The 23,173-nt window shown below is 36.6% G+C and carries 17 protein-coding genes and 4 pseudogenes; 5 read left to right on the plus strand and 16 right to left on the minus strand.

Going from position 1 to position 23,173, the window contains the following annotated elements; translation table 11 throughout:
* Positions 1-141: 141 nt before the first annotated feature.
* Positions 142-2,658, plus strand: coding sequence for a DNA gyrase/topoisomerase IV subunit A (locus CWATDRAFT_RS07190; RefSeq protein ID WP_007304382.1), 2,517 nt, complete (start codon positions 142-144; stop codon positions 2,656-2,658).
* Between the two features lie 29 nt (positions 2,659-2,687).
* Here the strand turns inward: CWATDRAFT_RS07190 and CWATDRAFT_RS07195 are convergent, their stop codons facing one another.
* Together CWATDRAFT_RS07195 and CWATDRAFT_RS07200 are read right to left on the minus strand one after the other, a co-directional pair.
* Positions 2,688-4,763, minus strand: a complete 2,076-nt coding sequence (locus CWATDRAFT_RS07195; protein ID WP_007304383.1) for a GUN4 domain-containing protein — start codon at positions 4,761-4,763, stop codon at positions 2,688-2,690.
* On the minus strand, positions 4,724-5,008 hold the full coding sequence (locus CWATDRAFT_RS07200) for a hypothetical protein (protein ID WP_021834566.1): 285 nt from the start codon (positions 5,006-5,008) through the stop codon (positions 4,724-4,726). Before CWATDRAFT_RS07200 ends, CWATDRAFT_RS07195 begins: the two co-directional genes overlap by 40 nt.
* A gap of 602 nt (positions 5,009-5,610) precedes the next feature.
* On the opposite strand from CWATDRAFT_RS07200, the gene CWATDRAFT_RS07205 reads away from it, so the two are divergent.
* Positions 5,611-6,816 carry an RNA-guided endonuclease InsQ/TnpB family protein gene (locus CWATDRAFT_RS07205; protein ID WP_007304384.1) on the plus strand — a complete coding sequence of 402 codons (1,206 nt, stop codon included), beginning with the start codon at positions 5,611-5,613 and terminating at the stop codon, positions 6,814-6,816.
* Positions 6,817-7,343: 527 nt separating this feature from the next.
* Here the strand turns inward: CWATDRAFT_RS07205 and CWATDRAFT_RS07215 are convergent.
* The 5 genes and pseudogenes from CWATDRAFT_RS07215 to CWATDRAFT_RS33105 all read right to left on the minus strand — a co-directional run bounded on the left by CWATDRAFT_RS07215 (position 7,344) and on the right by CWATDRAFT_RS33105 (position 12,813).
* The gene (locus CWATDRAFT_RS07215) at positions 7,344-8,504 is read right to left on the minus strand and encodes an FtsW/RodA/SpoVE family cell cycle protein (RefSeq protein ID WP_007304385.1); all 1,161 of its coding nucleotides are present in this window, start codon (positions 8,502-8,504) and stop codon (positions 7,344-7,346) included.
* A 75-nt stretch (positions 8,505-8,579) separates the two neighbouring features.
* Positions 8,580-8,978 carry an arsenate reductase, glutathione/glutaredoxin type gene (gene arsC, locus CWATDRAFT_RS07220; protein ID WP_007304386.1) on the minus strand — a complete coding sequence of 133 codons (399 nt, stop codon included), beginning with the start codon at positions 8,976-8,978 and terminating at the stop codon, positions 8,580-8,582.
* Positions 8,975-9,604 (minus strand): annotated as a pseudogene (gene arsH, locus CWATDRAFT_RS07225) (arsenical resistance protein ArsH). The gene arsC and the pseudogene arsH overlap by 4 nt, the downstream one beginning before the upstream one ends.
* An 18-nt stretch (positions 9,605-9,622) precedes the next feature.
* Positions 9,623-10,773 (minus strand): annotated as a pseudogene (gene arsB / locus CWATDRAFT_RS07230) (ACR3 family arsenite efflux transporter).
* 555 nt (positions 10,774-11,328) lie between these two features.
* Positions 11,329-12,813 (minus strand): annotated as a pseudogene (locus CWATDRAFT_RS33105) (IS1380-like element ISCwa5 family transposase).
* A gap of 252 nt (positions 12,814-13,065) precedes the next feature.
* Here CWATDRAFT_RS33105 and CWATDRAFT_RS36600 point away from each other — a divergent pair.
* A complete protein-coding gene (locus CWATDRAFT_RS36600; RefSeq protein ID WP_198138951.1) occupies positions 13,066-13,272 on the plus strand; it encodes a hypothetical protein in 207 nt (68 codons plus the stop codon).
* 108 nt (positions 13,273-13,380) lie between these two features.
* Here the strand turns inward: CWATDRAFT_RS36600 and CWATDRAFT_RS07250 are convergent, their stop codons facing one another.
* Entirely contained in the window at positions 13,381-14,262 is an 882-nt protein-coding gene (locus CWATDRAFT_RS07250; RefSeq protein ID WP_007304392.1) for a glycosyltransferase family 2 protein, read from the minus strand.
* 272 nt (positions 14,263-14,534) lie between these two features.
* On the opposite strand from CWATDRAFT_RS07250, the gene CWATDRAFT_RS07255 reads away from it, so the two are divergent.
* A complete protein-coding gene (locus CWATDRAFT_RS07255) occupies positions 14,535-15,455 on the plus strand; it encodes a tetratricopeptide repeat protein (RefSeq protein WP_007304393.1) in 921 nt (306 codons plus the stop codon).
* Here the strand turns inward: CWATDRAFT_RS07255 and CWATDRAFT_RS07260 are convergent.
* Both CWATDRAFT_RS07260 and CWATDRAFT_RS07265 read right to left on the minus strand, forming a co-directional pair.
* On the minus strand, positions 15,445-16,380 hold the full coding sequence (locus tag CWATDRAFT_RS07260) for an SGNH/GDSL hydrolase family protein (protein WP_007304394.1): 936 nt from the start codon (positions 16,378-16,380) through the stop codon (positions 15,445-15,447). The genes CWATDRAFT_RS07255 and CWATDRAFT_RS07260 overlap by 11 nt on opposite strands.
* 30 nt (positions 16,381-16,410) lie before the next feature.
* Positions 16,411-17,148: a DsbA family protein gene (locus tag CWATDRAFT_RS07265; RefSeq protein ID WP_007304395.1), complete on the minus strand. Its 738-nt coding sequence runs from the start codon at positions 17,146-17,148 to the stop codon at positions 16,411-16,413.
* Between the two features lie 100 nt (positions 17,149-17,248).
* Here CWATDRAFT_RS07265 and CWATDRAFT_RS07270 point away from each other — a divergent pair, with 100 nt between their 5' ends.
* A complete protein-coding gene (locus CWATDRAFT_RS07270) occupies positions 17,249-17,734 on the plus strand; it encodes a CRR6 family NdhI maturation factor (protein WP_007304396.1) in 486 nt (161 codons plus the stop codon).
* A 167-nt stretch (positions 17,735-17,901) separates the two neighbouring features.
* Here CWATDRAFT_RS07270 and CWATDRAFT_RS07275 read toward each other — a convergent pair whose 3' ends face one another.
* The 6 genes and pseudogenes from CWATDRAFT_RS07275 to CWATDRAFT_RS38340 form a co-directional block, all read right to left on the minus strand.
* Positions 17,902-18,132: a DUF4926 domain-containing protein gene (locus CWATDRAFT_RS07275; protein ID WP_007309814.1), complete on the minus strand. Its 231-nt coding sequence runs from the start codon at positions 18,130-18,132 to the stop codon at positions 17,902-17,904.
* A gap of 13 nt (positions 18,133-18,145) precedes the next feature.
* A complete protein-coding gene (locus CWATDRAFT_RS07280) occupies positions 18,146-18,466 on the minus strand; it encodes a DUF6883 domain-containing protein (RefSeq protein ID WP_007304397.1) in 321 nt (106 codons plus the stop codon).
* Positions 18,467-18,817: 351 nt separating this feature from the next.
* Positions 18,818-20,314 (minus strand): formylglycine-generating enzyme family protein, encoded by a 1,497-nt coding sequence (locus CWATDRAFT_RS07285; RefSeq protein WP_157134054.1) that lies wholly within the window; start codon positions 20,312-20,314, stop codon positions 18,818-18,820.
* Positions 20,311-20,952 (minus strand): annotated as a pseudogene (locus CWATDRAFT_RS07290) (transposase). Before CWATDRAFT_RS07290 ends, CWATDRAFT_RS07285 begins: the two are co-directional and overlap by 4 nt.
* 64 nt (positions 20,953-21,016) lie before the next feature.
* The gene (locus CWATDRAFT_RS07295) at positions 21,017-21,598 is read right to left on the minus strand and encodes a helix-turn-helix domain-containing protein (protein ID WP_007303067.1); all 582 of its coding nucleotides are present in this window, start codon (positions 21,596-21,598) and stop codon (positions 21,017-21,019) included.
* A gap of 178 nt (positions 21,599-21,776) precedes the next feature.
* Positions 21,777-22,052, minus strand: coding sequence for a pentapeptide repeat-containing protein (locus CWATDRAFT_RS38340; protein ID WP_007304400.1), 276 nt, complete (start codon positions 22,050-22,052; stop codon positions 21,777-21,779).
* Between the last annotated feature and the right edge of the window lie 1,121 nt (positions 22,053-23,173).

The following is a 23,173-nucleotide window of genomic DNA, read 5'->3' on the forward strand; positions in this document are numbered from 1 at the left end:
CTCCCCACACTGCACAAAAGTTCTGTTAGAAATATACTATTGAAGGTGTACCCTAAAAATACTTGCCAAAAAACCCAAGAGATGTATGGTAAGTAATAGGGACATCCCCCAAGATGATTCATTCAACAGGAAAGGAAACTTATGGCAAAACAGTTACGACTCGTAGGAAGCGGTGAAATTATCCCCACAGCGTTACACGCAGAAATGCAGCGTTCCTATCTTGAGTATGCCATGAGTGTGATTGTGGGACGGGCCTTACCGGATGTTAGAGATGGCCTAAAACCTGTTCACCGTCGTATTCTCTACGCCATGCACGAGTTAGGTTTAACCCCCGATCGCCCTTTCAGAAAATGCGCCCGTGTGGTGGGGGATGTCTTGGGTAAATACCATCCTCACGGGGATCAAGCGGTGTATGATGCCCTAGTACGGATGGTTCAAGACTTTTCTAGTCGTTATCCTCTTTTGGCCGGCCATGGTAACTTTGGCTCGGTAGATAACGATCCTCCGGCAGCTATGCGTTATACTGAAACTCGACTATCTCCCATTGCCGATCAATCGATGTTGACAGAGATCAGCGAGGCGATCGTTGATTTTAGTAGTAATTTTGATAATTCTCAACAAGAACCCGTTGTTTTACCAGCACAATTACCTAATTTACTCCTTAATGGTTGTACAGGGATCGCCGTAGGAATGGCCACCAATATACCCCCTCATAACTTAGGGGAAGTGGTGGATGGGTTGATTGGTTTAATCGATAATCCCGAGTTATCCGACGAAAAGCTATGGAAAATTATTCCTGGCCCCGATTTCCCCACAGGGGGCGAAATTATTAACAGTCAAGGCATTGAAGAAGCGTATCGTCACGGAAAAGGTATTATTCCCGTGCGTGGGGTGGTGAAAATTCAACGCATGGATGTGGGCAAAAAACGCCGTAAGGAGAGAACTGCTATCATTGTCACAGAATTGCCCTATCAGGTGAATAAGTCCGCTTGGATCGAAAAAATCGCCGATTTGGTCAACAATGGTAGGTTAGACGGTATTGCTGATATTCGTGACGAAAGCGATCGCACGGGAATGCGAGTGGTGATCGAGTTGAAACGGGATGCTGTGGCAAAAACGGTGTTGAAGGAATTGTATAAAAAAACAGCCCTACAACAAAATTTTGGGGCGATTATGTTAGCCTTGCTTGATAATCAACCCTGTCAATTATCCCTTCGTCAACTATTAGAAGAATTCCTCAAATTTCGGGAAGATACTTTAACCCGTCAATACAATAATGAATTACAAGAATGTCAAAACCGCTTACATCTTTTGCAAGGATTATTAATTTCCCTCAATGATTTAGATCGCACCATTGATATTTTACGTCATGCTGCCGATGGCACTACTGCTAAGGTACAGTTTCAAAGAGATTTGAATTTAAGTGAGGCGCAAGCTAACGCAATTTTAGCCATGCCTATGCGTCGTTTAACGGGGTTAGAAAGGCAGAAATTACAGGCAGAATCCGATGAATTAGAAGGGAAAATTAATGAGTTAGAAACCCTGTTAAATAATCGCCCAGAATTTCTAAAAGTCTTAAAGAAAGAACTGCGATCGCTCAAACGTAAATATGGGGATACAAGACGTACTCGTATTGTTCAAGCAACTGCCCAAAAAAGTTCATCAACAACAACCTCAACATCTCAAAGAAAAAGTACAAATAAAGATAAAGTAGAATCAAAATCTAACCAACAAACGGAAACAGTAACTCAACCCTTTAACTTATTTACTCCCCAAACTCCTCCCAAAAATGCCATCTTAGAAATGACTTATCAAGGGACAATATGTTGGCGATCGCCTGACGATAAAATACCTGATAACCATTTACCAATTTACAGCGAACCTATCCAAGAAAGGGAGCAGTTTGTTGTTATAACTGATATCGGCAAAGCCTATCCTGTAAATGTTGCTGATGTTCCTCCCATTGATATTCAACCAATTTCTTTACTGAGTTTATTACCTAAAAGCGCACAACGGGATAGTAAGAAAGTTATCTCTGCTTTCTTCGTGTTAGAAAACAAGGAAAATCACGATTTATTATTATTGACCAATCAAGGAAAAATCAAACGCATTCAATTATCAGAATTAGACGGTTTAACCAATCGAGGGTTAGTCTTAATTAAACTGAAAGATAATGATTATCTTGAGTTTATTTCTCCTACAAAAGAAGGAGAAGAAGTTGCGATAGCCATGTCCAGTGGTCGAGTTTTACGCTTCCCTGTTGTTGATGAAGTTATTCATATTATGGGTCGCAATGCTCAAGGAAATCAAGCATTAAAGTTACGCTATGGGGAAAACATTATTAGTTGTGTTACCCTGGATGAAAATAAGACAGTTTTATTAGTGTCTAAATTAGGCTATGCTAAACGATTAAATATTACAGGGTTACGCATGACAAAACTGGGTGATATTGGTACACAGGCTTTACAATTTGCCCAGAAAACTGATAGTTTATTGGGGATGATTAAAGCTTCAGATGATCGGAATGTGACCTTATTAACTAACCAAAATAATACGGTCAATATAGTAGCCAAAAAGGTGAGAATTTGGGGGAAAGATGGTCAAGGCGATCGCTTAATTAAATTATCTAATCAAGAAGTTATTGACTATCTAATTTAAGAAAGAATTAATTTTTGCCTTTTGCCTTTTTACTTTTGCCTTTGCGAAGCGTGTGGGGATATATTACAGTTTACAAGTCTTTGCGTGAGAGACAAGAACCACGTCCAGCACCCCCCACCTATCCACCAACCTGAACCACCAATTAGAGGGAGGTGTCCCACTGGTGTAGAATCTTGTAATTCAAAGATAAGGTCACTGTAATTCACATACCACCGTCCTTTTCTCCAACCGATGCGATCGCAAAACTTGTCCCAGATTTCTTTATTATAGTCTCTTGTTCCACCAAGTTCATCCATATAGATTTTTTTCTGGGCGCTGAAACCAAATTTTCCCTTGCTGTATTTAACCCACAGTTGATCAAGGGTGCGTAAGTCGTCACAGGGGAAAGTATCAAAATCTTTGGTATCAAAAGATTCTCCTTCCTCTTTCCCAACGGTTTCAATCATTACGCGATAGGTTTCATAGTCAGCGTCTTTGAATTGCTGATTTTTGAGGAGTTGTTCTATTTTTTGGTAAAGGGCATTTTTTACTGCGGTAGAGAGGGACTTTAATTTGACTTTGACTTCTACTTCGGGGTCAAGTTGACGAGTAGTTTCTCGGAAACACTGATAAGCTAACTGAGTAGCAGAATTGGTGTTCAGATTTAATAAATAACGAATAAAGTCAGTAGGATTTTTCAGTTGTGCAGCATAAAGAAGAATAGTATCTTGCCACCATTGTTCTTGATAATTGGCGTATAGTATTTGTTCTTGCTTAGTTCGTTTAATTTCAGCCGCTGCTAAATACTCTTGAAAATTTTTATGAGCAAATTCGTATTGATCATCAATTTTCACGAGCAATTCACTTACTTCTTCAATTTTTTTGAGAAAGTTTGTAGCAGAAACTGATTCATCGATACAAGCAAGATAGTTTGTTAAATTTTCAAGCCGTAAATCAGGTTCAATTTTTGTTTGATTTTCCTCCATCATCAATAACGCCAATTGCTGTAAAACTTGTTGACTTTCTCCTGGTTCTAAGGGCATTTCTACTTGTTTAGCTAGGGGTCTATTTCCTAGTTGTAAGCGAACAATAGAAAGAAACAAATCAGTCCGTCTAGATGGTAATTTTTCTTGTGGATAATTAGCATCTAAATTAACAATCATATTAAGAAGAAGAGGAATTGTTGCAAAGTCACTTAAAGGGTTAATTTCATTTTCAATAGGTTTAAGTTGTTGACTTAAATGAGCAGCCTTTCGTTGCGCTTCATTGGGGTCTAGTTCTTGACTAATATGGCCTTCCCAACTTAAATACCATTTTTCAATAAAACGGTTTTGTAGGTCTTCATTTAGAGGTTTGACAAATAAAGGAGTTTGGGGTTTATTTTCTCCTTGATATTGATGATAACCAGCGGGACGAGAGGTCAAAATAAAAAAAGAATTAGAATACTTCTTGAGTTGTTGACTAATCCATTCACTGACGGATTTTTGCCATTCTTCTTTCACTTCATCAAAACCATCCAACATAACTAGCATTGTACCATCATCTAAATGATTTTTAGCCCAATTAGGAGGTAATTTAAGACTGTCTCCACCAGCAAGACTAGGAAGATGATGCTTTTCAATCAGAGTTGGTAAATCGGGTGCTTTTTCATCAGCAATTAAGTCTTGCCATTTTCTTAGATAAAGCAACACAGGTAATAATTTTGGAGCATTATAAGCTTTTTGTTCATAGAGATTATTAGTTGTATAAATATAGGTAATATGACGAACTAAAGTAGTTTTTCCATATCCTCCTTTTGAAATAATTACTAAGGAGCGATAAAGGGGATTTTGTTGTGCTTTTCGTAGGATATACCAAATACTTAAATCCTTTTGTCTATCCTCATTTTGAGTTAAATTACGTCTCCAATTAAATCCTTGCAACACTGGTGGAGTAAGTCTTCCTTGAGAATCGGGAAATAAATTACCGCTTAATTCAAGTGGAACAAAAACGTCACTTAATTTAGGTTTAAAAGTATTGAGTCCTTCGGTTTTTAATTGTAAACATTCCTTTCCTTGACATTTTAGATATTTCTTATCAGTTCCAGCTAATTGCCAGGTAATGGTTTCCGTAAAAGCTTTCCACATTTTTTTTGACAAGACATCAAACTATCAACATCTTGCCGTCCTTTTTCTTTAAAGACTTCTCCTAATCGCTTGAGAAAACTTTCTGTATAGTTAGCCCAAATTACTGTAACTATCATAACAGGAAAAGTAAGAACAGCCCTAAACCATTCTTGTTCAAATAAAGCGGAAATAAACGTTACACTACTACCACCTAATGGCATCCACTGAATGAAAACTTGGACTGATTTTTGGGGTATTTCTGCCAATAAATTACCGAGACTTTTGATAAATTTTTCTGCGTTTTATCGCTCTTGTGAGAGGGAATCTGATGATGTTTCTTTTTCTGGCTTATCTGGCTTTTCAGAAGTCATAAACTATTCAAATATTTTGATTTTAGTATAAGTAATTCAAACACTATTAAATACCTAAACTAATTTATCCGTAGGGAAATAATAGTATTTATTGATTGTCATTGCGAGGGAAGTTAATTACTACTATAGCAATCAGTAATGATTTATGAGATTATCGAGTTTCTCCCTTATTAAGGGGGGTTAGGGGGGATCAGTTTCAACATTAATTCTCACAACTGAAACCTGATTGCTATAGAATTTGATTTTTATTCATTATATAGCACTACGCATTATGGTTAGGACGTTGATAAAATTGCACAACCCCGTAGGCCGATGCACTGCCCACCTTACCGGAAAACTGGGTTTAAAGCCCCGTCCTTCTTGCTCCGTCCCTATGTCTGAGGGAACCTCAGACGGGGCGGTGCGCTTTTAGGACGGCTTTTTATGGCGTGAAATTGGTGTTGTCAATCTGACTTAGATGCGTTATGATAGATTGCGTAGTAGGTCGACAACGCAAGATGTTTATCATTGAGTACAAGCTGAGAGGAAAACAACGCCAATATCAAGCCATTGATGAGGCAATTAAAACGGTTCAATTCGTCCGTAATAAATGCCTTAGATACTGGGAAGATAACAAAGGTGTGGGTCAAAAGGATGTCTATAAATATGTCACTCAATTAAGAACTGAATACCCTTTTGTCAAAGCTCTCAACTCTACTGCTTGTCAGCAAGCTTGCGAAAGAACCTGGACTGCAATTCTTAAATTCTACAATAACTGCAAAAATAATATTCCTGGAAAGAAAGGATACCCAAAATATTCTAAGCGTACTCGTTCTGTTGAATTTAAAAAGTCAGGGTGGAAACTTAATCGAGACACCAAGAGAATAACTTTCACTGATGGCAAAAATATAGGGGAGTTAAAGTTAATAGGTAGTCGAGATTTGTTTTATTTCCAAGAGTGGCAAATTCAACGAGTTAGAATAGTTAGACGTGCTGATGGATATTTTGTTCAGTTAATATTGAAGCTTGATGTTAGAGATATAACCCCACAATTAGAGCCTACTAAAAAATGTGTAGGTTTAGATATGGGGTTAAGATACCTTTATGCTGATAGCAACAATAATGTTGTAGAACCTCCTAAATATTATCGTAAAGCAGAAAAACGTATTAATAAACTCAATAGAAGAAAGTCTAAAAAGTTTAGGAAGGGACAAAAGCAGTCCAATAACTACACAAAAGCTAGAATAAAGTATGCCAAGGGACATTTAAAAGTAAGTAGGCAGCGAGAAGAGTTTGCTAAGAGACTAGCACTCCGTTTAATTCAGTCAAACGACTTGATAGCCTATGAAGATTTAAAAGTCAAAAACCTTGTACGTAACAAGAAACTAGCCAAGAGTATTAATGATGCTGGCTGGTCACAATTGAGAAAATGGATTGAGTATTTTGGGGGTAAATATGGTAGGTTAACTATTGCCGTTAATCCTGCATATACTAGTCAAGAATGCTTCAATTGTGGACAACTAATTAAAAAATCTCTATCAGTTAGAACTCATGTTTGTTCCTGTGGATACTCTGAAGATAGAGACAAAATGGCTGCATTAAATATACTCAAAAAAGCTACGATAGGGCATATCGGAAGCTGGTCGGAAGACCTAAACGCTTGGGGAGATTCGACCTCTGTTTTGGTTGGTAGCAATACCTGTCAAGGTAAGTTGAGTCAGTGAACCAAGAATCCACTCGCCTTTAGGCCGTGGAGTGTCAAAGTAATGCGCTCTAGCAAACTATAATTTTTTGAGTAATTGCTATAATTTTTTTATGCCATAACGCACCAAAATCCTGGTTTTTGGTGTATTACGCTACGCTAATACACCCTACAACTTAGTGCGATCGCCTCTCCGACGAATAAAAAGGCGATCGTTTGATAACCTGAGCTATGATGATAATAGAATAGGTTACTTTAAGATGACCTTTATTTTCCTTGCTTTTTTTGAGGAGGGAGTTGACCATGTTAGACCATAATAATCATTATTTCACGATATTCTTTCATTATCTCTTCTATTTAATTTTAGTGGGATTGCTCAGTTTTAGCCTGACTTACTTTATTAATAATGATCAAGATAGTGAAGCAAAAGGCAATCTAGAAAAAACAGCTAGTTTTGTCCTAAAACAGGCACAAAACTCTCGGTAATGATTTATTTTTTCAAAACTGGTAACTGGTAACTGTTAACTGGTAACTGGTAACTCCTAACTGTTAACCCTTAACTGTCTTTTTCAAGGGAAGAATGTCTGCTTCATTGCTTTCTCTAGCCACTCGTATTAATAAGGCTGCTAAGGTTAAACTAGCTAAGGTAGAACTTCCCCCATAACTCCACAAGGGAAATGGTAAACCAGTGGTAGGTAAACCACCCGTCGCAACACCAATATTTAACAAAGCTTGTCCCACCATCATCACCATCACACCAATAGCAATTAAACGTTTCACCCGATGCAAACAGTTAACGGCAACCCTCAAGGCAAAAGTAGAATAGGTAAACAATAATAACAGTAAAATAATGCTACCCACAAAGCCAAATTCTTCGGCATAAACAGAGAAAATAAAATCAGTGTATTGAATGGGTAGATAAAACAGTTTCTGTACAGACTGGCCATAACCAACCCCAAAAGTTCCCCCCGATCCCACTGCCATTAAACTTTGTACCAACTGATAACCGTTACCCAAAGGATCAGCCCAAGGATCGAGAAAAGCGGTGATCCGTTTACGCTGATACTCCCGTAAACTGATACTGACAAAAGCTGTTAATAAACCTCCTAAAGCAGTGGTGGTTAAATACATGGAAGGAATACCCGAAGCTAATGCAATTAACCATAAACTCATGCCACATAAAGCAGTGGTACTTAAATTGGGTTGTAATAAAATACAGGCTAAAATTACCCCAAAAATTCCCACCCATTGCAGTCTCACTCGCCAAGGATGACGTTCCCAAAAGCCAAAAATATAGGCACTTTGTATTACTAAACAAGGTTTCATCAGTTCTGAGGGTTGGACTAAAACAGGGCCTAGTTTAATCCAACGGGTGGCCCCATAAACTTCGTGCCCTAACCCTGGAACTAAGGTAGCTAAAATTAACCCTAAAAAGAAATAAATACCAAAAGGGGCTAATCTGATGAAGTATTGTAGGGGCGATCGCACAATCACATTGAACCCTTGTAACCCGATCCAGATCCAAATGCTTTGACGGATCATATAATACCAACCGTTGCCAGTTTCTGCTAAAGCAACGGGATAAGAAGCGGAAAATAAGGTAATTAATCCGAGAGATAGCCAAAGAAAGGTTAACCAACGCAAAAAACGCGCTTGTGCAGACCATTTCTCTACAGTGGGATCGAAAATAGGGATAATATAGCTAAGCATTATCAACCAAATCAGAAGTAAGAGGAGAAAAGTTTTTGGTCTAATCCACCGAATACCCTGATGTTCAAAGCTGTCTTATTGTTCCATTTTCTTAATTAATTCCGTAACTTTTACCTTAATTTCATCTCGAACACGGTAAAATGTTTCTATCGGTTGTCCATCGGGATCATCTAATTCCCAATCCTCAAAAATATCCCTTAACACCCATTCTTGAGGTAAGTTAACCCCACAACCACACAAAGAAATCACTGCATTATAACTATCTGCATCAAAATCACTTAAACCATCGGAAGTTTGATCAGTAATATTAATTCCTATTTCCTCCATAACTTGAATAGCAACTGGATGAACTCGACTTGCTTGTAAACCTGAACTGGTGACTTCAATTTTGCCCTTTCCTAAAGTCTTAGCGAACCCTTCTGCCATCTGGGAACGGCAAGAGTTACGTTTACAAAAAAACATAACTTTTTTCATGATTTTTCCTTTAATTTTAGTTGTTTCTCTTGACGTTCACTATAACGATCTGTTAGATAATCTACCTTATCTCTTAACAATAAAGTAAATTTATATAATTCCTCCATGACATCAATAACTCGGTCACGATAAGCAGAGTCTTTCATAGTTCCGTCTTCATGAAATTCCTGATAAGCTTTAGCAACTGAGGATTGATTAGGAATAGTAAACATTCTCATCCATCGCCCCAAAATTCTCAGGGTGTTAACCGCATTAAAAGATTGAGAACCCCCACTTACTTGCATCACAGCTAAGGTTTTTCCTTGTGTGGGACGAACAGAACCAATATTTAAGGGTATCCAATCAATTTGATTCTTTAATATCCCCGTTACATTACCGTGCATTTCTGGAGATGACTAAACTTGTCCTTCTGACCATTGACTTAGTTCTCTTAGTTCTTGTACTTTAGGATGAGACTCTTCCACTTGTCCCCTCAAGGGTAAGTCATGGGGATGAAAAAATTTAACTTCTGCCCCCATTTCTTCAATAATTATTGCTGCTTCTTCCGCTAATAAGCGACTATAAGAACGCTCTCTTAATGAACCGTGCAAAAATAAAATACGGGGTTTATGTTCAAAATTACTCATGGAAGTTGTTACTTATTTCTAGTGCAAAGAATCAATACAATGGGGATCTAGTAACGTTGCTATCTCTGGATTTCTACGAAACCTATCAGCGGTTTTTTACAGACTTCAACTAACATTAACATCACAGGAACTTCAATCAAAACTCCCACAACTGTTGCTAAAGCTGCCCCAGAATTTAACCCAAATAACATGACTGCTGTAGCAATCGCAACCTCAAAATGATTACTGGCACCAATTAATGCCGCCGGGGCTGCATCTTCGTAGGTTAAGTTTAGTTTTAAACCAGCAACATAGGCAATTAAAAAGATAAAGTTAGTCTGAATAAATAGGGGAAGCGCAATTAAGAGAATGTGCAGAGGATTATTAACAATTAATTCTCCTTTGAATGCGAAAAGCAAGACCAATGTTAGTAATAAAGCAGTGACAGAAATAGGACTTAGATAGTGCAAGAATTTACGCTCAAACCACTCTTTTCCTTTATGTTTAAAAATCCAATAACGGCTATAAATTCCAACCGCTAACGGTAAACCAACATAGATTAACACTGAGAAAACAATGGTTTGCCAGGGAACTACTAAATTGTTAGCAGAAAGTAGCCATTTTCCTAGCGGTGCATAAAGAAATAACATCGCTAATGAGTTAACCGCAACCATCACCAAAGTATGACCTTGATTACTATAAGAAAGATAGCCCCACATCAGTACCATAGCGGTACAAGGTGCAATTCCTAATAAAATACAACCAGCAATATAAGAGTTTGCTAAGGTAACTTCCGAACCTCTAATTATCTCTGTTGCACTTAACATTGGTGCAAACAAATAACCTAGAAAAAACTGAGCAAACACCACCATTGTAAACGGTTTAATTAACCAATTAATGACCAAAGTTAAGATAACAGGTTTTGGCGTTTTTGCTGCTTGCACTGCTTGAGAAAAATCAATTTTTACCATGATGGGATACATCATGAAAAATAAGCAAATAGCAATAGGAATGGAGACATTATAAACACTCATTGCGTCTAATGTCTCGGCCACACTAGGAAAACTTCTTCCTAACACAATACCGACAATAATACAGACAAATACCCACAAGGTTAGGTATTTTTCAAAAATGTTGAGACTTCCCCCTGCTTTTACAGCTTTGGGATTAATGCGAGTACGAGTGGTCATAGAACATATCAAAATTATTTGATATATTAACGTTACATCAAAATTATTTGATATGTCAACGCCGATAAGTATCCCAGTATACAATCAGCAAAGTTTGTACCCTTATGGAAGTGTGGGGAGCAAAATATTAATATAGGTCCTATAATTTAATAAATTTAAAGATAATCTAAAGAAAAATAGATTATCTTTAATTACAATGTATGGTTGTCAATTGTTAACGATTATCAATCATAAAAAGGAGTCTAAAATGGCATCCACATTAATTGAAGCAAAGATAGTTCCTGGTCAAGTCTACTCAGAGAATGGATTGCCCGGATTTCTCACAAATTAATTTGAAAGCCCAATCCAGAGATGAAAAATGATAATTTTTAGGACTAATAGAAATTTTGAATATAGATGAATAAAAAAATTGACTTTGATTATCCAAAAATTGAGTTTAAGAGGGAATAATTATATTAACTTTTGATTTTCTCCACGATAAATAAGACTAAATGAAAGTATCAGTCAGTCAACAACTTATGATAGATATCTTTTTTAAAAAACAACTTATTCTACTTATCCAGTATTAGGAATAGTTTTAATTCTTTTGTTAGCAATAGACAAAATATCTTGATAAGGACAAGCACTAGCTATAGCGATAATAATTCTTCTACAACTAATCTTTATTCTGGCTCCCAACTTAAGAAGATTTAGACGTATTCTTCCCACAGTTGCTTTAGCCAATGAAGTTTTTTTTAAACAGTGTTGACGAAAAGCATTTATGAGAACATAAGCCCAGGAATGTATCCATAATCTTAGTTGATTACTTTGAAATGTTTGAGTTGAAGTTCTATGAGCTAACAAGTCTAATTGTTGTTCTTTAATCCGATTTTCCATCTCGCCTCTCGGACAGTATTTTTTTGTATAAAGTTTTGAGGGTGGAATTTTTGAAGCGGGCAAAGATGTCACCACATGGCGCATTTTTAAGCCATCACTTCCATAACAAACTTTTGTCACTACTCTTCTTTGACAACTCCATGACTTTTCTGTTTTATAACGAATAGAGCGATACCAAGTAGAAATTGGTACTAATTTTTTAACTTCTTCTAAATCTTCTTTTTTCTGAAATAAACTATCCATTAATTCAGTTATTGGAGCTAGTTTTTTTTCATATTCATGTTTGGCTTTTTCAATTACATCATCCGCTCGTAACTTAAGAACGCCATTTGTTCCCATAGCTATAACATAATCAACTAAAGGCTGATTTTCACAAAAATAGAAGATTTATTCACGGGCATAGGCACTATCACCCCTAAATAGGATATGAGTCTCTGACCATTTTTCTCTAATTAGTCCGATAATTCTTTGTAATTCGTCTAAGGCTCCATCGGCTGGATCTACATTAGATGAACGAAGTTTAGCAACTAATAAATGATGCCCACAGAAAATATATAAAGGAGCATAACATACTCCGTGATAATAACTATTAAAAAATGCCCCTTCTTGATTACCATGTACTTGGTCATCCGTGACATCCATATCTAATATAATACTTAAGGGAGGTTTTTTATAAGACTCTAAACAAAATTCGACAAAAGATTTTTCAATGGCTTCAAAGTTGGGTTCTATTTTATGATAACGACTCGTTTTTTGGTCGAGAATAGTCTCAGGACAATATTCCAATCTATTAATTGTACTTTTTCCAGCTAACCATCCCTTTTTATCTTCAAGTTCATTAAGCTTTTCTAAAGCGATCTTAAGGGCAGGATCGTGACGTAATTTATCATGGTCATTGACATCTTCATAGCCTAAAATAATTCCATAAAGCCTTTGTGCTAATAACTCATGAACGGAATGATCTACATAAGATTGATGACGATGATCTTGAAAACAGTTACCAAACTTCTCCGTAATTCCCAGTTTTTTATCCAACTCAGCTATCCAGACAATCCCCGCATCTGAAGTGATTAGTCCCCCATCAAAATTAGCGATTATTTCTTTTCCTTTCTGTTTACTAAAGTTGATTACTTGACGAGGGGTTCGGGGATGACTGGGACTCATTAAATCAGTTTAAGGTAAATTGCTTTAATAATTAAATTATAGCATATTTTATTCTAACAATCTAGTACTATTAGAGATTTTATTAATAATTTTTTTGAAAAAATGAGTGATTGATTTATCTTTTCATCTTTGTCTAATTCGGGTTGATTTTAACTTAAAATCTGACAACAGACTGTTGGTTGGGGAAATCTGCGATCGCTCTGTTCAAACCCACTTCCTGTAAGGCTTCTGTGTTTGGCGATCGCAGATTTTGTGAGAAATTCGGGAGTAGCCATAGATGAATATACAGACAGTTTAAGAAATTATACTGCCGGGGTCAGATTCATGCCTGAGCAAGATAATTTTGCAGTAGTTATCTGCCGAGGAAATGATCACACAGAAGATAATATTGATGATATTAGACCCACAAGGAGAAATAATCAATGGACTTGTACAAGTAATAGCACCGTTATTCCTTAGTCTTTTGCCTCCTTTTAATTGCCAAAATTTTCTCAAGATTGATTAGAGAATGGTCTCAGTTTAAACAATGACTCTTTTCTGGGTTTGAGCCTAACTAACTTTCTCAGACTACCAACAACTAAGTTCCACAAATACCCATACTGAGGGTATAGTTTTACCAGGAAAAACTTCGGCCAACACATAGCGTCGGTTAGTGGTAGTGTACTGAAATTCTGGGGGATTACTTTCTGTCCTAAACTGTTCAGGAAAGGGTAGAATGTGTCCAATAATATCACCTTTTTTAGCAAGACCTTTTGGATACAATTTAGCCTGCATTCCTAAAGCCAGGAGTCGATCAGCACACCAAAAAGGAACATATTTGAATGGTCCAAAAAGAGTAAATAATTTAACAATGTCATTAATTTGCTCTTGTACTAAGCTATTTCTCCATACTTTTTTGTCAAAATTCTCTTGATGGGGTCCATGATGATATTTGCGTTCTTTAATAAGACAAAGAAGATTAAATTTGTTTTCTAAGGGACAAATAGGAATTTCTTGTAAGGTTTCTGTTGTTGGTAAATGTCGATCTTCTGCTCTTCTAACTTGGATCTTTGCTAAATTAGTAAATGGTTGCCATTCTTCTAATAATTTTTCTTGGCTACCGTAGGGATAAAACTTTTGTCTAAGCTTAAATAAGTAACTATTAGGAAATGTTTGGAAATATTCAACAACAACATCTTCTATTTTCGGGTATAAATACTCGTCGCAATTAATAGATAAAACATAAGTACCTGACGCATTTAATAACGCAGTAATCCTTTGTAAAACTTCTCCTCTAATGGGACTTGTAATTTGATGAATACGAGGATCATCATTACTCAGTAAGGGAACTTCAGGGGGATAAACTAAAATAAATTCAACATTTCCCTCAACTTTTGCCAATGCTTCTATCCAAACTTGAGGAACATTATCCCGCATGGGAATGATAACTGATAAGGTGGGCTTTGTCATATTATTTAATATTTAGTTCTAGACTAGAATACAATTATTTTTTTAATAGATCGTGCCAAATTTATACATTATAATATTTATTCTGTCAAGTAATTCAACTCTTAATAATTTATGATCGTTGAATTACTTATTGAAAATTCCATATTAAAATATTAAAAATCAAGCAAGTATGATTAGGTTTACTTAATCTTTGACCTTCTGTCTATGGAAAGATCGTGAGATTTTTTCTAGCATGATTGAAAGCACTGAAATTATCACCTGAAGCTTAAACCATGAACAATCTAGTTAAGAATTTCTTCAAGTTTTCTATCTTAATCGCAGCTATGTTATTTTGTTTAGGTTTTTCTTCACCAAGTGTAGGTAAATCAACAATATCCCCGAATTTTTCTCAAGGTATTGACTATTTAAGACAAGAAAAATACCAAGAAGCTATTGTTCAATTTACTCAGGTTATTAATGATAAGAGTCAGTGGATGGCTTTTGCTTATAGTAATCGTTGTTTAGCTCATTTACAATTGAATAATAATCAAGCTGCTAAAAGAGACTGTGAAAAAGCTTTAGAGATGAATTCAGATAATATGGAAGCTTATCTTAATAAAGGATTAGCTGATTATCGAATGGAAAATTATCATCAATCTTTAGCTGCTTATCAAGAGGTTATTAAACGGCAGAAAGGTGATTATCGTGCTTATTATAATCAAGGATTAGTCCATTTTCAATTAGGTAATTATCAGCAAGCTTTAAATAGTTATGATCAAGCTTTAGAAATAGATCAGGACTATTCTTTGGAGCATAAAACCTTGATTTATCATGATCGTGCTTTAGCTCATTTAAAACTAGAAGATTTTTCAAGAGCGATCGCTAATCTTACTCATCTTCTTATTTTAAATCCAAAGAACGAACAAGCCTATTATCAACGAGGTTATGCTTATCAAAAATCAGGGGATCATAAGGCGGCTTTTCAAGATTTTACAGAGGTAATTACTTTAAACCCTCAGTCAACCAATGCCTATATTAACCGAGGAATTTCTGCTGCAATTTTAGGATTTCAGGACTTTGCTTGGCAAAATTTTAAAATTGCTCTTGCTCAGTTTGAAGAACAAAATAACCAGATAGGTTACAAGCAAACTTTGAAATTAATGCTTAAATTTAAACAAGTTACTTCTAATAGCTATCAACCTCCTATTGGTTAGTAGAATTAATAATTAATTCACTAATATGTTCACTAACTAATTGCTCACCCAAAGGACTCAGATGAATATGATCTCGATATAAAGTGTCAATATTTTCCTGTTTGGCAAAGATCGGTAAAAAGTCAATAAACTCTACATGATTTGTATCTACCCAGTCTTGTAAGCGTTTTCTAGCCACTTTTTCATAATCTCTGGGTTCTGGGTTCATTTCTCGTTTAAGAGGGGTTAAAACCATCATAAATTGACTCTCATTTTCAGTGGTGATCGCTTTCATTTTCTCGATCGCTTCTAAATTGAATCCCACTCGATCCCCTCTTTCTCCCATTATTTTATCCATTCCTGGGATGTTAGGATTACGAGAAAACACTTTTTCTAAAATTTCTTCTACGGCTAAAATCGGTTGTTGATCGGGATAATTGATATCTTTTCCCACTCTTAAAGGGGTGGGTTTTGTGGCAAATAAATCATCGGTATTAATTACTAAAAGAATTACTGGAGAATCAAAAGTTCCAAACCTTTTTAAATAGGCTAATTGATTTCTTGGCCCCCAAGAGTTTGCAGAAGCGTTTAAAACTTCTATGGTTTGTGATAGTTTTTTTTCAATGTCTTTTTGTACCAAGGCGGAAATAGTTTCGTTTTGATCTGTCCACCAAGCCCCATTAACAATAGAATCTCCTATGAAAAACAGTCGCATGGTATCATTCAAAGGACTAGGTTCAATCATTTCGTTTCGCATAGAATATTGATTGATAATCGTCAATTTTCCTAAACGACTAACCTTTTGATTAGGGGCTAATAAATAGCCTATTTCATCATCAGCTATATAAAGAGGACGTTTACCTAGTCCAAAAAATAATCTTAAGCTACCTTCAAGAATCAGGAAACTAATGATAATAATACCAAGACTGAGCCAGACAATTTTCATCTGTTTTATAAGAGAGAGAGTAATATAATTTTACAAAGCTTCTTCTAGGGTAGATAAAGGAATTGCCCCTGAAAAAACTTGACCATTGAAAATAAACAAAGGAGTTCCTTGAATTCCAATTTCTTGAGCGAGTTCCATATCTTTTTCAATGGCAAGATCAGCATTTCTACTATTGCGATCGCGTTCAAATTGCTCCATATCAAGATCCAAGTCTTCAGCAAGTTCAATATAGAAATCTTCTCCTAAGTTGTCTTGTTGCTCAAATAAAGCATCATAATAATCCCAAAATTTTCCTTGTTGTTGTGCAGCCCAAGACGCTTTAGCTGCGGGCAAAGCTTGAGGATGAATGGTAAATAAGGGAAAATGTTTATACACTAAAGTAACCTCATCACCGTGCTTATCCATAAATTCTTTAACGGTTTCGTAAGCTTTTTCACAATAAGGACATTGAAAATCAGAAAATTCTAAGAGAATAATCTTCTCACTTAGAGATCCGGTGCTGGGCGAGTCAGCGATAATGGTTTGAGGTTTGCTTTTCAGTTGTGATGCAAAGGACTGTCTGGCTTGTTGTTGTTGTTCTTGTTGTTGTTTTTGATATGCTTGAACCGATTCGATCAGAACTTCGGGGTGTTTACGAATAATCTCTAAAACTGTTTCCTCCAATTCAGGTTCAATAACCGCTTGTGCAGAAGGTACAATGATAGTGGGTGTCCATGTCAGACCCATAATCAGCAATAATGCCATTAAAACATTTAGTGCCTTTTTCATAACAGTCCTCAATGTTTAGTTGATATTATTGACGGTATTATATAAATGCTCTCAAGTCAATTAACAACGGGATTTAAACTAAAATTTATCTCAAAATTCTATGACTCAAACTATTACCGTACAACTGGATCACATAGCTGCTTTAGATATTACTCCTGTCAGAGAAATAATTGAGCCAATATTAGAAAAAAAGGCGATCGCAACCCTAGAACAAACCTTATCCTTTGAAATTCAATACCCTCGTGAACCTAATGATCCTAGAGAACTTTCAGAAATTCCTGAAGTTCGTTTATGGTTTGTTCGTTTAGACACTATTTATCCTTGGTTACCCTTTGTTTTAGACGCAAAACAAGGAGAATTACCCAGATATACAGCTATGTTAGTTCCCCATCAATTTAACCGTGTTGAAGGGATTCAATACAACCCCGAAGCGTTAGAAATTTTTGTTATGAATAAGTTATTTGTTCTTTCTGACTGGTTACAAAAACAAGGTCTTTATTCCCAGTTTCGTTTGAAATCTCTAGCTCAACTTTTTGGCTATGATATCGATGATAGTTTTTTTGCAATGATCAAAAATAATTATTAGCTTTTTGATCATATTTTGGAACAGTTAATTATCAATGGATAATTGATAATTTGTTAAAAACCCTCTCCTTTCAAGAAGAAAAAAAGATACATTTCTTTTTTTTTATCCTCTTCCCTTGACAGAAGAGGTAATTATCCATTATTGAACTTTCATGATGTTTCTTCTAACTATCTGGCTGTTTCTGTTATATTATAATATGAATTAATTGGCTCAATTTGATTAGAAGTTACAGCAATAATAGTATATCCTTGACCATTTTCATTTAACAGTTCTAATAAATAACCTTCTTCTTGTTGATTTTTACAGTGTTCTACAATAATAGCAGAACAACCTTTAGTTAAATTATAGTTAGGTAAATCAGTAGTTAGTCTAACTTCTGAGAATAGTGGTAGTTGCATAATAAGTTCCTTGTTAGTTAGGTAATAAAGTCACAAATTTAGTTTCTTTTGTCTCTCTATCAATAATCCAAAAAGTGGCAATATTAAGATTTATGCCATTAGCTCCTTTTAAAACTCCTTCTATTTTATAAATTGTACCAAAGTTCGTTTCGTGATCTAAAGTTGCAGGTAAGCTTAATTGTTGTCTCAGTTTTTCTTCTAGTTGTTTCCAATTATCTATTGTATAACCTGCTTGAGCTAAATAGCCTGATTTATCGTTTTTAGTTAATTTAACCAGTAGATATTGAGTTAATTTTGCTTGCGGAATCAGTGCATTTTCATCTAGGTAGATCATTGATTAACAGATAAATCTTTAACTTTCTTGTCAGTTTAACAGTGTCGTGGGTTTATAAGTTGAGTATAACTGGGTTTAGGCTTAATAATATTAAGCCCCTACAATTAACCATCAAAACAAAATTGTGATATCATACAATTGATGAATAAATTGCCTATTTTTTACCCAAAATCACCCGTAGGGGTTTAACACTGTTAAACCCACACAAGGTTAAACCCACACAAGGTTAAACCCACACAAGGTTAAACCAACCTAAACCCCATTTTTCCCCAAAAAATCGATCCGCGCTGACGCGCGTCTATAAGGGTAAAGTTGAGAGGGTAAAGGGCAAAAGGGTAAAAGGGTAAAGGGTTAGAGAGTTCTCCCGAACACACATACTAACCGAAAAGCGCCATTGTCGTTGCGGTCTTCGCGCCTATAGTCGTTGACGCGAATCGCGGAACGGCAGTTATTAGGAATGCTGACCCAAGAACCGCCTCGCAGACTCTTACATTGAGAATTATTAGCAAGAAGAATATTGGGTGCAAAAGAGGCTGAAACCAGCATCACTGCGTTTGCAGTTACCTTGTTTGCGTCTTGTTGAAAATTCTTATTATTAGCCTGATAATTTTTTTCATAATCATCTTGACACCATTCCCAGACATTACCGTGCATATCATGCAACCCAAAGCCATTAGCTGGAAAACTACCGACTTCCGTTGTTTCTTGGCGATAAACCCCTTTTTTACTCTCTCCATACACATACTTACCGTTATAGTTAGCAATATCTGTACTCAAGGTTTCCCCATAATAAAAGGGGGTAGTTGTCCCTCCACGACAAGCATACTCCCATTGCGCTTCTGTGGGTAAGGTAAACGTTAACCCCGTTTTTTCTGACAGTTTCTCACAAAACTCTTGACAATCATTCCAAGAAACCTTTTCTACAGGATATTTACCCCCTTTCTTAAAGGATGCAGGGTTATTTCCCATAATAGCTTGCCATTGTTCCTGGGTAACTTCATATTTACCTATATAAAAATCATCTACCGTCACTTGCTGTTGCGCTTCATCATCATCCCTTCCCTCTTCACTTTCAGGGGAACCCATCATAAACGTTCCCCCTGGTATCTGTACCATATCCAAAAAGACATCATTCCCTAAGTCAACAGCAAACTGTGTCCCTTGTTTGGTTTGTCGTTGAATAATGTTTCCTTGGGGATCAACTTTCACCGTCTCAAAACTAAAGGTTTCTAGAGGAAAACCCCCTACAGTTGGAGTCGGAGAAGGAATGGGAGGAATAGGAGAAGGAGTCAATAACTTTCTTATTACAGCAAACACCCCAACGGAAACAACACCTATCCCTCCATATCCCAAATATTGTAAAAACTTTCGTCTATTTTTCTGTTGCGGTTGAGAAGGAGTTTGTATCTGAGTTGGTTGTATAGGTTGACTCTGTTTCTGTTGCGCAATAGTTGGGGAAGTAGAAGAAGATGTTTGACTCTGTTTCTGTTGCGCAATAGTTGGAGATGAAGAAGATGGTGTTTGACTCAACTGTTGTGCAACAGTTGAGGGAGCAGCAGAAGGTGTTTGACTCTGTTTCTGTTGCGCAATAGTTGGAGATGAAGAAGATGGTGTTTGACTCTGTTGCTGTTGCGCAATAGTTTCTAATGCGGTTAAAACCTCCGTTGCTGACTGATAGCGATCGCTTCTATCCTTCTGTAATAACTTATCTAAAACCTGCTTTAACTCATCACTAATAGGTTGCTGTAGATGAGTTGGCCACTGTTTCACCCATTGATAACCCTGCTCTAACAATAACTCGTAAGGATCAACCCTAGTGCAGCTTAGCAAAAATAATCCACCAGTCACTTATGATCTTTAAAGCCCTTAAATTTCCAAACGAACGGCTTAGCAAAATGTTGATTAAAGTAATCAATAAAATTGAGAATTTTTTGGGATAGTTCTTCAGTTGAACGGACAGTAATTCTTTTGAGTAAACGCCTGACTAAGATCTAAAACCAACACTCAATTTGATTAAGCCACGATGTATGTTTGGGAATATAAACAAAGCGAATTCGATGAGATTCATCTGATAAAAAATCTGCTCTGCTGTCCATAGATTGCAAAATCCCCTCCTTTCCTTTTCTCCCCAAATCAATAGTAATTCCACAGCTTTCTGCTACTAATTTGACTAAGCTTTCCGATTTATGAGTGTTGAGTTGATCTACAATAAAAATCCATTCTGCTTTTTCATCAATCTTAATCGTTCTCTGGATATGTTCAGAAAAATCTTGTTCTGTTCTTGTCGGTCCAATAGAGGGACTAACAACTTTTCCTCTTGCCACATCCCAGTTCGCAATCAAGCTTAAAGTTCCGTGTCTTTCACATTCAAATTCGATTTTTTCTACTTGTTTAGGCTTGATTCTTTTGTTCGGAAATAATCTCTCAAGAGCTTGAATCCCTGTCATTTCATCTGTACTAATTAAATGAATTCCTTGTTCTAACAAAGTTTTAGCTTCTTGATGAAGTTCACAGATATATTTGACTTGCTTTTTAAATTTTAAGGGATCATCAATTTTGGCATTTAACCAGTAACGAACGAGATGTGGTTGTAATGTCGCTTCTTTTTAAAAAACGCCCCACACTACGGGGGGAAATCTTTTCGACAATTCCTCTTTTTATGGCTTCATCCGCCAACTCTGAAGGTGTCCAATGGCTCACTGGTCTGTCTGATTTTTCACATTCTTCACAAGCGATCTCTACAATCTGGACTACTTGTTCGACCGTAAAGGATTTTGTTGTTCCAGGTCTTGGGCGATCGCTTAAAATTCCTTTGATCAAGACCATTAATGCTTTCTCCGTTACCTGTTGTTCTTCGGCGGCACTCAGTTTTTCTCTCTCCTCAAACCATCGCGATCGCCACTGACGCACTTGTACTCGGTCTAATTCTAATCTTCGACTAATCGAACTATTGCTCTCTCCTGATGCTGCGGCTAAGATTAGCTTGGCTCGTCTAACAAGGCGATAGGGGTTTGTTGTCCCTCTCACTATTTGTTGGAGTACTGTTTTCTGTAGGTTGGAGAGGTTAATTGGCAATGCTTTTATCATGGACATCAACTTCGAGATTCTTCCGTTAGTTTCATTGAAACACATTGTCGTGGCTAGTCACGAAAGTTTCTGTAAAAATCTGGTGGATTACTTTCGCCAAGCTGCACTAGTCCGCGCCCTAGTCCACGAAAGTAACTCACAATAGAAAGAATCAGGAATATTAGTAAACTTGTCCATCCTATCACCTGGTTTTCTACACTAGAGATATCAAAAATATAAACAACTAAGCCTCCAGCAATAGCAGAAAAGAAACTAGATAGCCCAATAAACAAGAATGCCACCAATAATATATCATCCAGGGTTTTTGTAGACCTGCTGTTGCTCCAGTAAAGTTTGCCCCTATAAGGGTTGCTCCTTTAAAGTTTGCCCCTCGGATATCACAGTTACTAAAGTTGGCACCTGATAAGTTTTGTCCAGCAAAGTTTTTTCCCCTCAGTTTTTGCCCTGAGAAGTCTCGGTTTCCATTTTTATAACTGTTTATAACTGCTGATGCTTTCATGATTGGTTCTAGGTAGGGGCGAACGGCCGTTCGCCCCTACGGGGTTAATTATGGGGGTTGAGAAAGATAAGAAAGGGAACAGTTTTAAGCATTCATTATGGGTTAATGATAAACAATAATTTTTTTCTAAAAAGCTCAACATAAAAATTCTTCCCACATTCTCTATTGAGGTTAGTGAGCAGTACAAAAAAAGATTAGGACATCACTGTAAGGTGGGCAGTGCATCGGCGTTTCCATTTTTATAACTGTTGATAACTGCTGATGCTTTCATGATGACCTGAGTTCGACATAAGGAAATTGATACAGAATTGGCAAAATTGACAAGTCTCAAACCCTAATGATTTCGTCGCTAAAATTATAACTCCGAACTCCTAACTCCTAACTCCTAACACCGAACTCAGGTTGATGGGTTCTAGGTAGGGGCGAACGGCTGTTCGCCCCTACGGGGTTAATTATGGGGGTTGAGAAAGATAAGAAAGGGAACAGTTTTAACCATTATGGGTTAATGATAAACAATATTTTTTTCTAAAAAGCTCAACATAAAAATTCTTCCCACATTCTCTATTGAGGTTATAGCAGTACAAAAAAAGATTAGGACACTACTGTAAGGTGGGCAGTGCATCGGCGTTTCCATTTTTATAACTGTTTATAACTGCTGATGCTTTCATGATGACCTGAGTTCGACATAAGGAAATTGATACAGAATTGGCAAAATTGACAAGTCTCAAACCCTAATGATTTCGTCGCTAAAATTATAACTCCGAACTCCTAACTCCTAACACCGAACTCAGGTTGATGGGTTCTAGGTAGGGGCGAACGGCCGTTCGCCCCTACGGGGTTAATTATGGGGGTTGAGAAAGACAAGAAAGGGAACAGTTTTAACCATTATGGCTCGATTATAAACAATAATTTTTTTCTAAAACGTTCAACATAAAAATTCTTCCCACATTCTCTATTGAGGTTATAGCAGTACAAAAAAAGATTAGGACACTACTGTAAGGTGGGCAGTGCATCGGCGTTTCCATTTTTATAACTGTTTATAACTGCTGATGCTTTCATGATGACCTGAGTTCGACATAAGGAAATTGATACAGAATTGGCAAAATTGACAAGTCTCAAAC

The organism is Crocosphaera watsonii WH 8501, assembly GCF_000167195.1.
In the GTDB taxonomy this organism is placed as follows: Bacteria; Cyanobacteriota; Cyanobacteriia; order Cyanobacteriales; family Microcystaceae; genus Crocosphaera; species Crocosphaera watsonii.

Excerpts from the sequence above, each read along its gene's own strand:
- CWATDRAFT_RS07250 (WP_007304392.1), bottom strand. The coding sequence starts at position 14,262 with ATGACAAAGCCCACCTTATCAGTTATCATTCCCATGCGGGATAATGTT.
- arsC (WP_007304386.1), bottom strand. The coding sequence starts at position 8,978 with ATGAAAAAAGTTATGTTTTTTTGTAAACGTAACTCTTGCCGTTCCCAG.
- CWATDRAFT_RS38340 (WP_007304400.1), bottom strand. The coding sequence starts at position 22,052 with ATGAAAGCATCAGCAGTTATAAACAGTTATAAAAATGGAAACCGAGAC.
- CWATDRAFT_RS07205 (WP_007304384.1), top strand. The coding sequence starts at position 5,611 with ATGTTTATCATTGAGTACAAGCTGAGAGGAAAACAACGCCAATATCAA.
- CWATDRAFT_RS07260 (WP_007304394.1), bottom strand. The coding sequence starts at position 16,380 with ATGAAAATTGTCTGGCTCAGTCTTGGTATTATTATCATTAGTTTCCTG.
- CWATDRAFT_RS07265 (WP_007304395.1), bottom strand. The coding sequence starts at position 17,148 with ATGAAAAAGGCACTAAATGTTTTAATGGCATTATTGCTGATTATGGGT.
- CWATDRAFT_RS07215 (WP_007304385.1), bottom strand. The coding sequence starts at position 8,504 with ATGCTTAGCTATATTATCCCTATTTTCGATCCCACTGTAGAGAAATGG.
- CWATDRAFT_RS07195 (WP_007304383.1), bottom strand. The coding sequence starts at position 4,763 with ATGTGGAAAGCTTTTACGGAAACCATTACCTGGCAATTAGCTGGAACT.
- CWATDRAFT_RS07255 (WP_007304393.1), top strand. The coding sequence starts at position 14,535 with ATGAACAATCTAGTTAAGAATTTCTTCAAGTTTTCTATCTTAATCGCA.
- CWATDRAFT_RS07295 (WP_007303067.1), bottom strand. The coding sequence starts at position 21,598 with ATGTGTTTCAATGAAACTAACGGAAGAATCTCGAAGTTGATGTCCATG.
- CWATDRAFT_RS07275 (WP_007309814.1), bottom strand. The coding sequence starts at position 18,132 with ATGCAACTACCACTATTCTCAGAAGTTAGACTAACTACTGATTTACCT.
- CWATDRAFT_RS07190 (WP_007304382.1), top strand. The coding sequence starts at position 142 with ATGGCAAAACAGTTACGACTCGTAGGAAGCGGTGAAATTATCCCCACA.
- CWATDRAFT_RS07280 (WP_007304397.1), bottom strand. The coding sequence starts at position 18,466 with ATGATCTACCTAGATGAAAATGCACTGATTCCGCAAGCAAAATTAACT.
- CWATDRAFT_RS07270 (WP_007304396.1), top strand. The coding sequence starts at position 17,249 with ATGACTCAAACTATTACCGTACAACTGGATCACATAGCTGCTTTAGAT.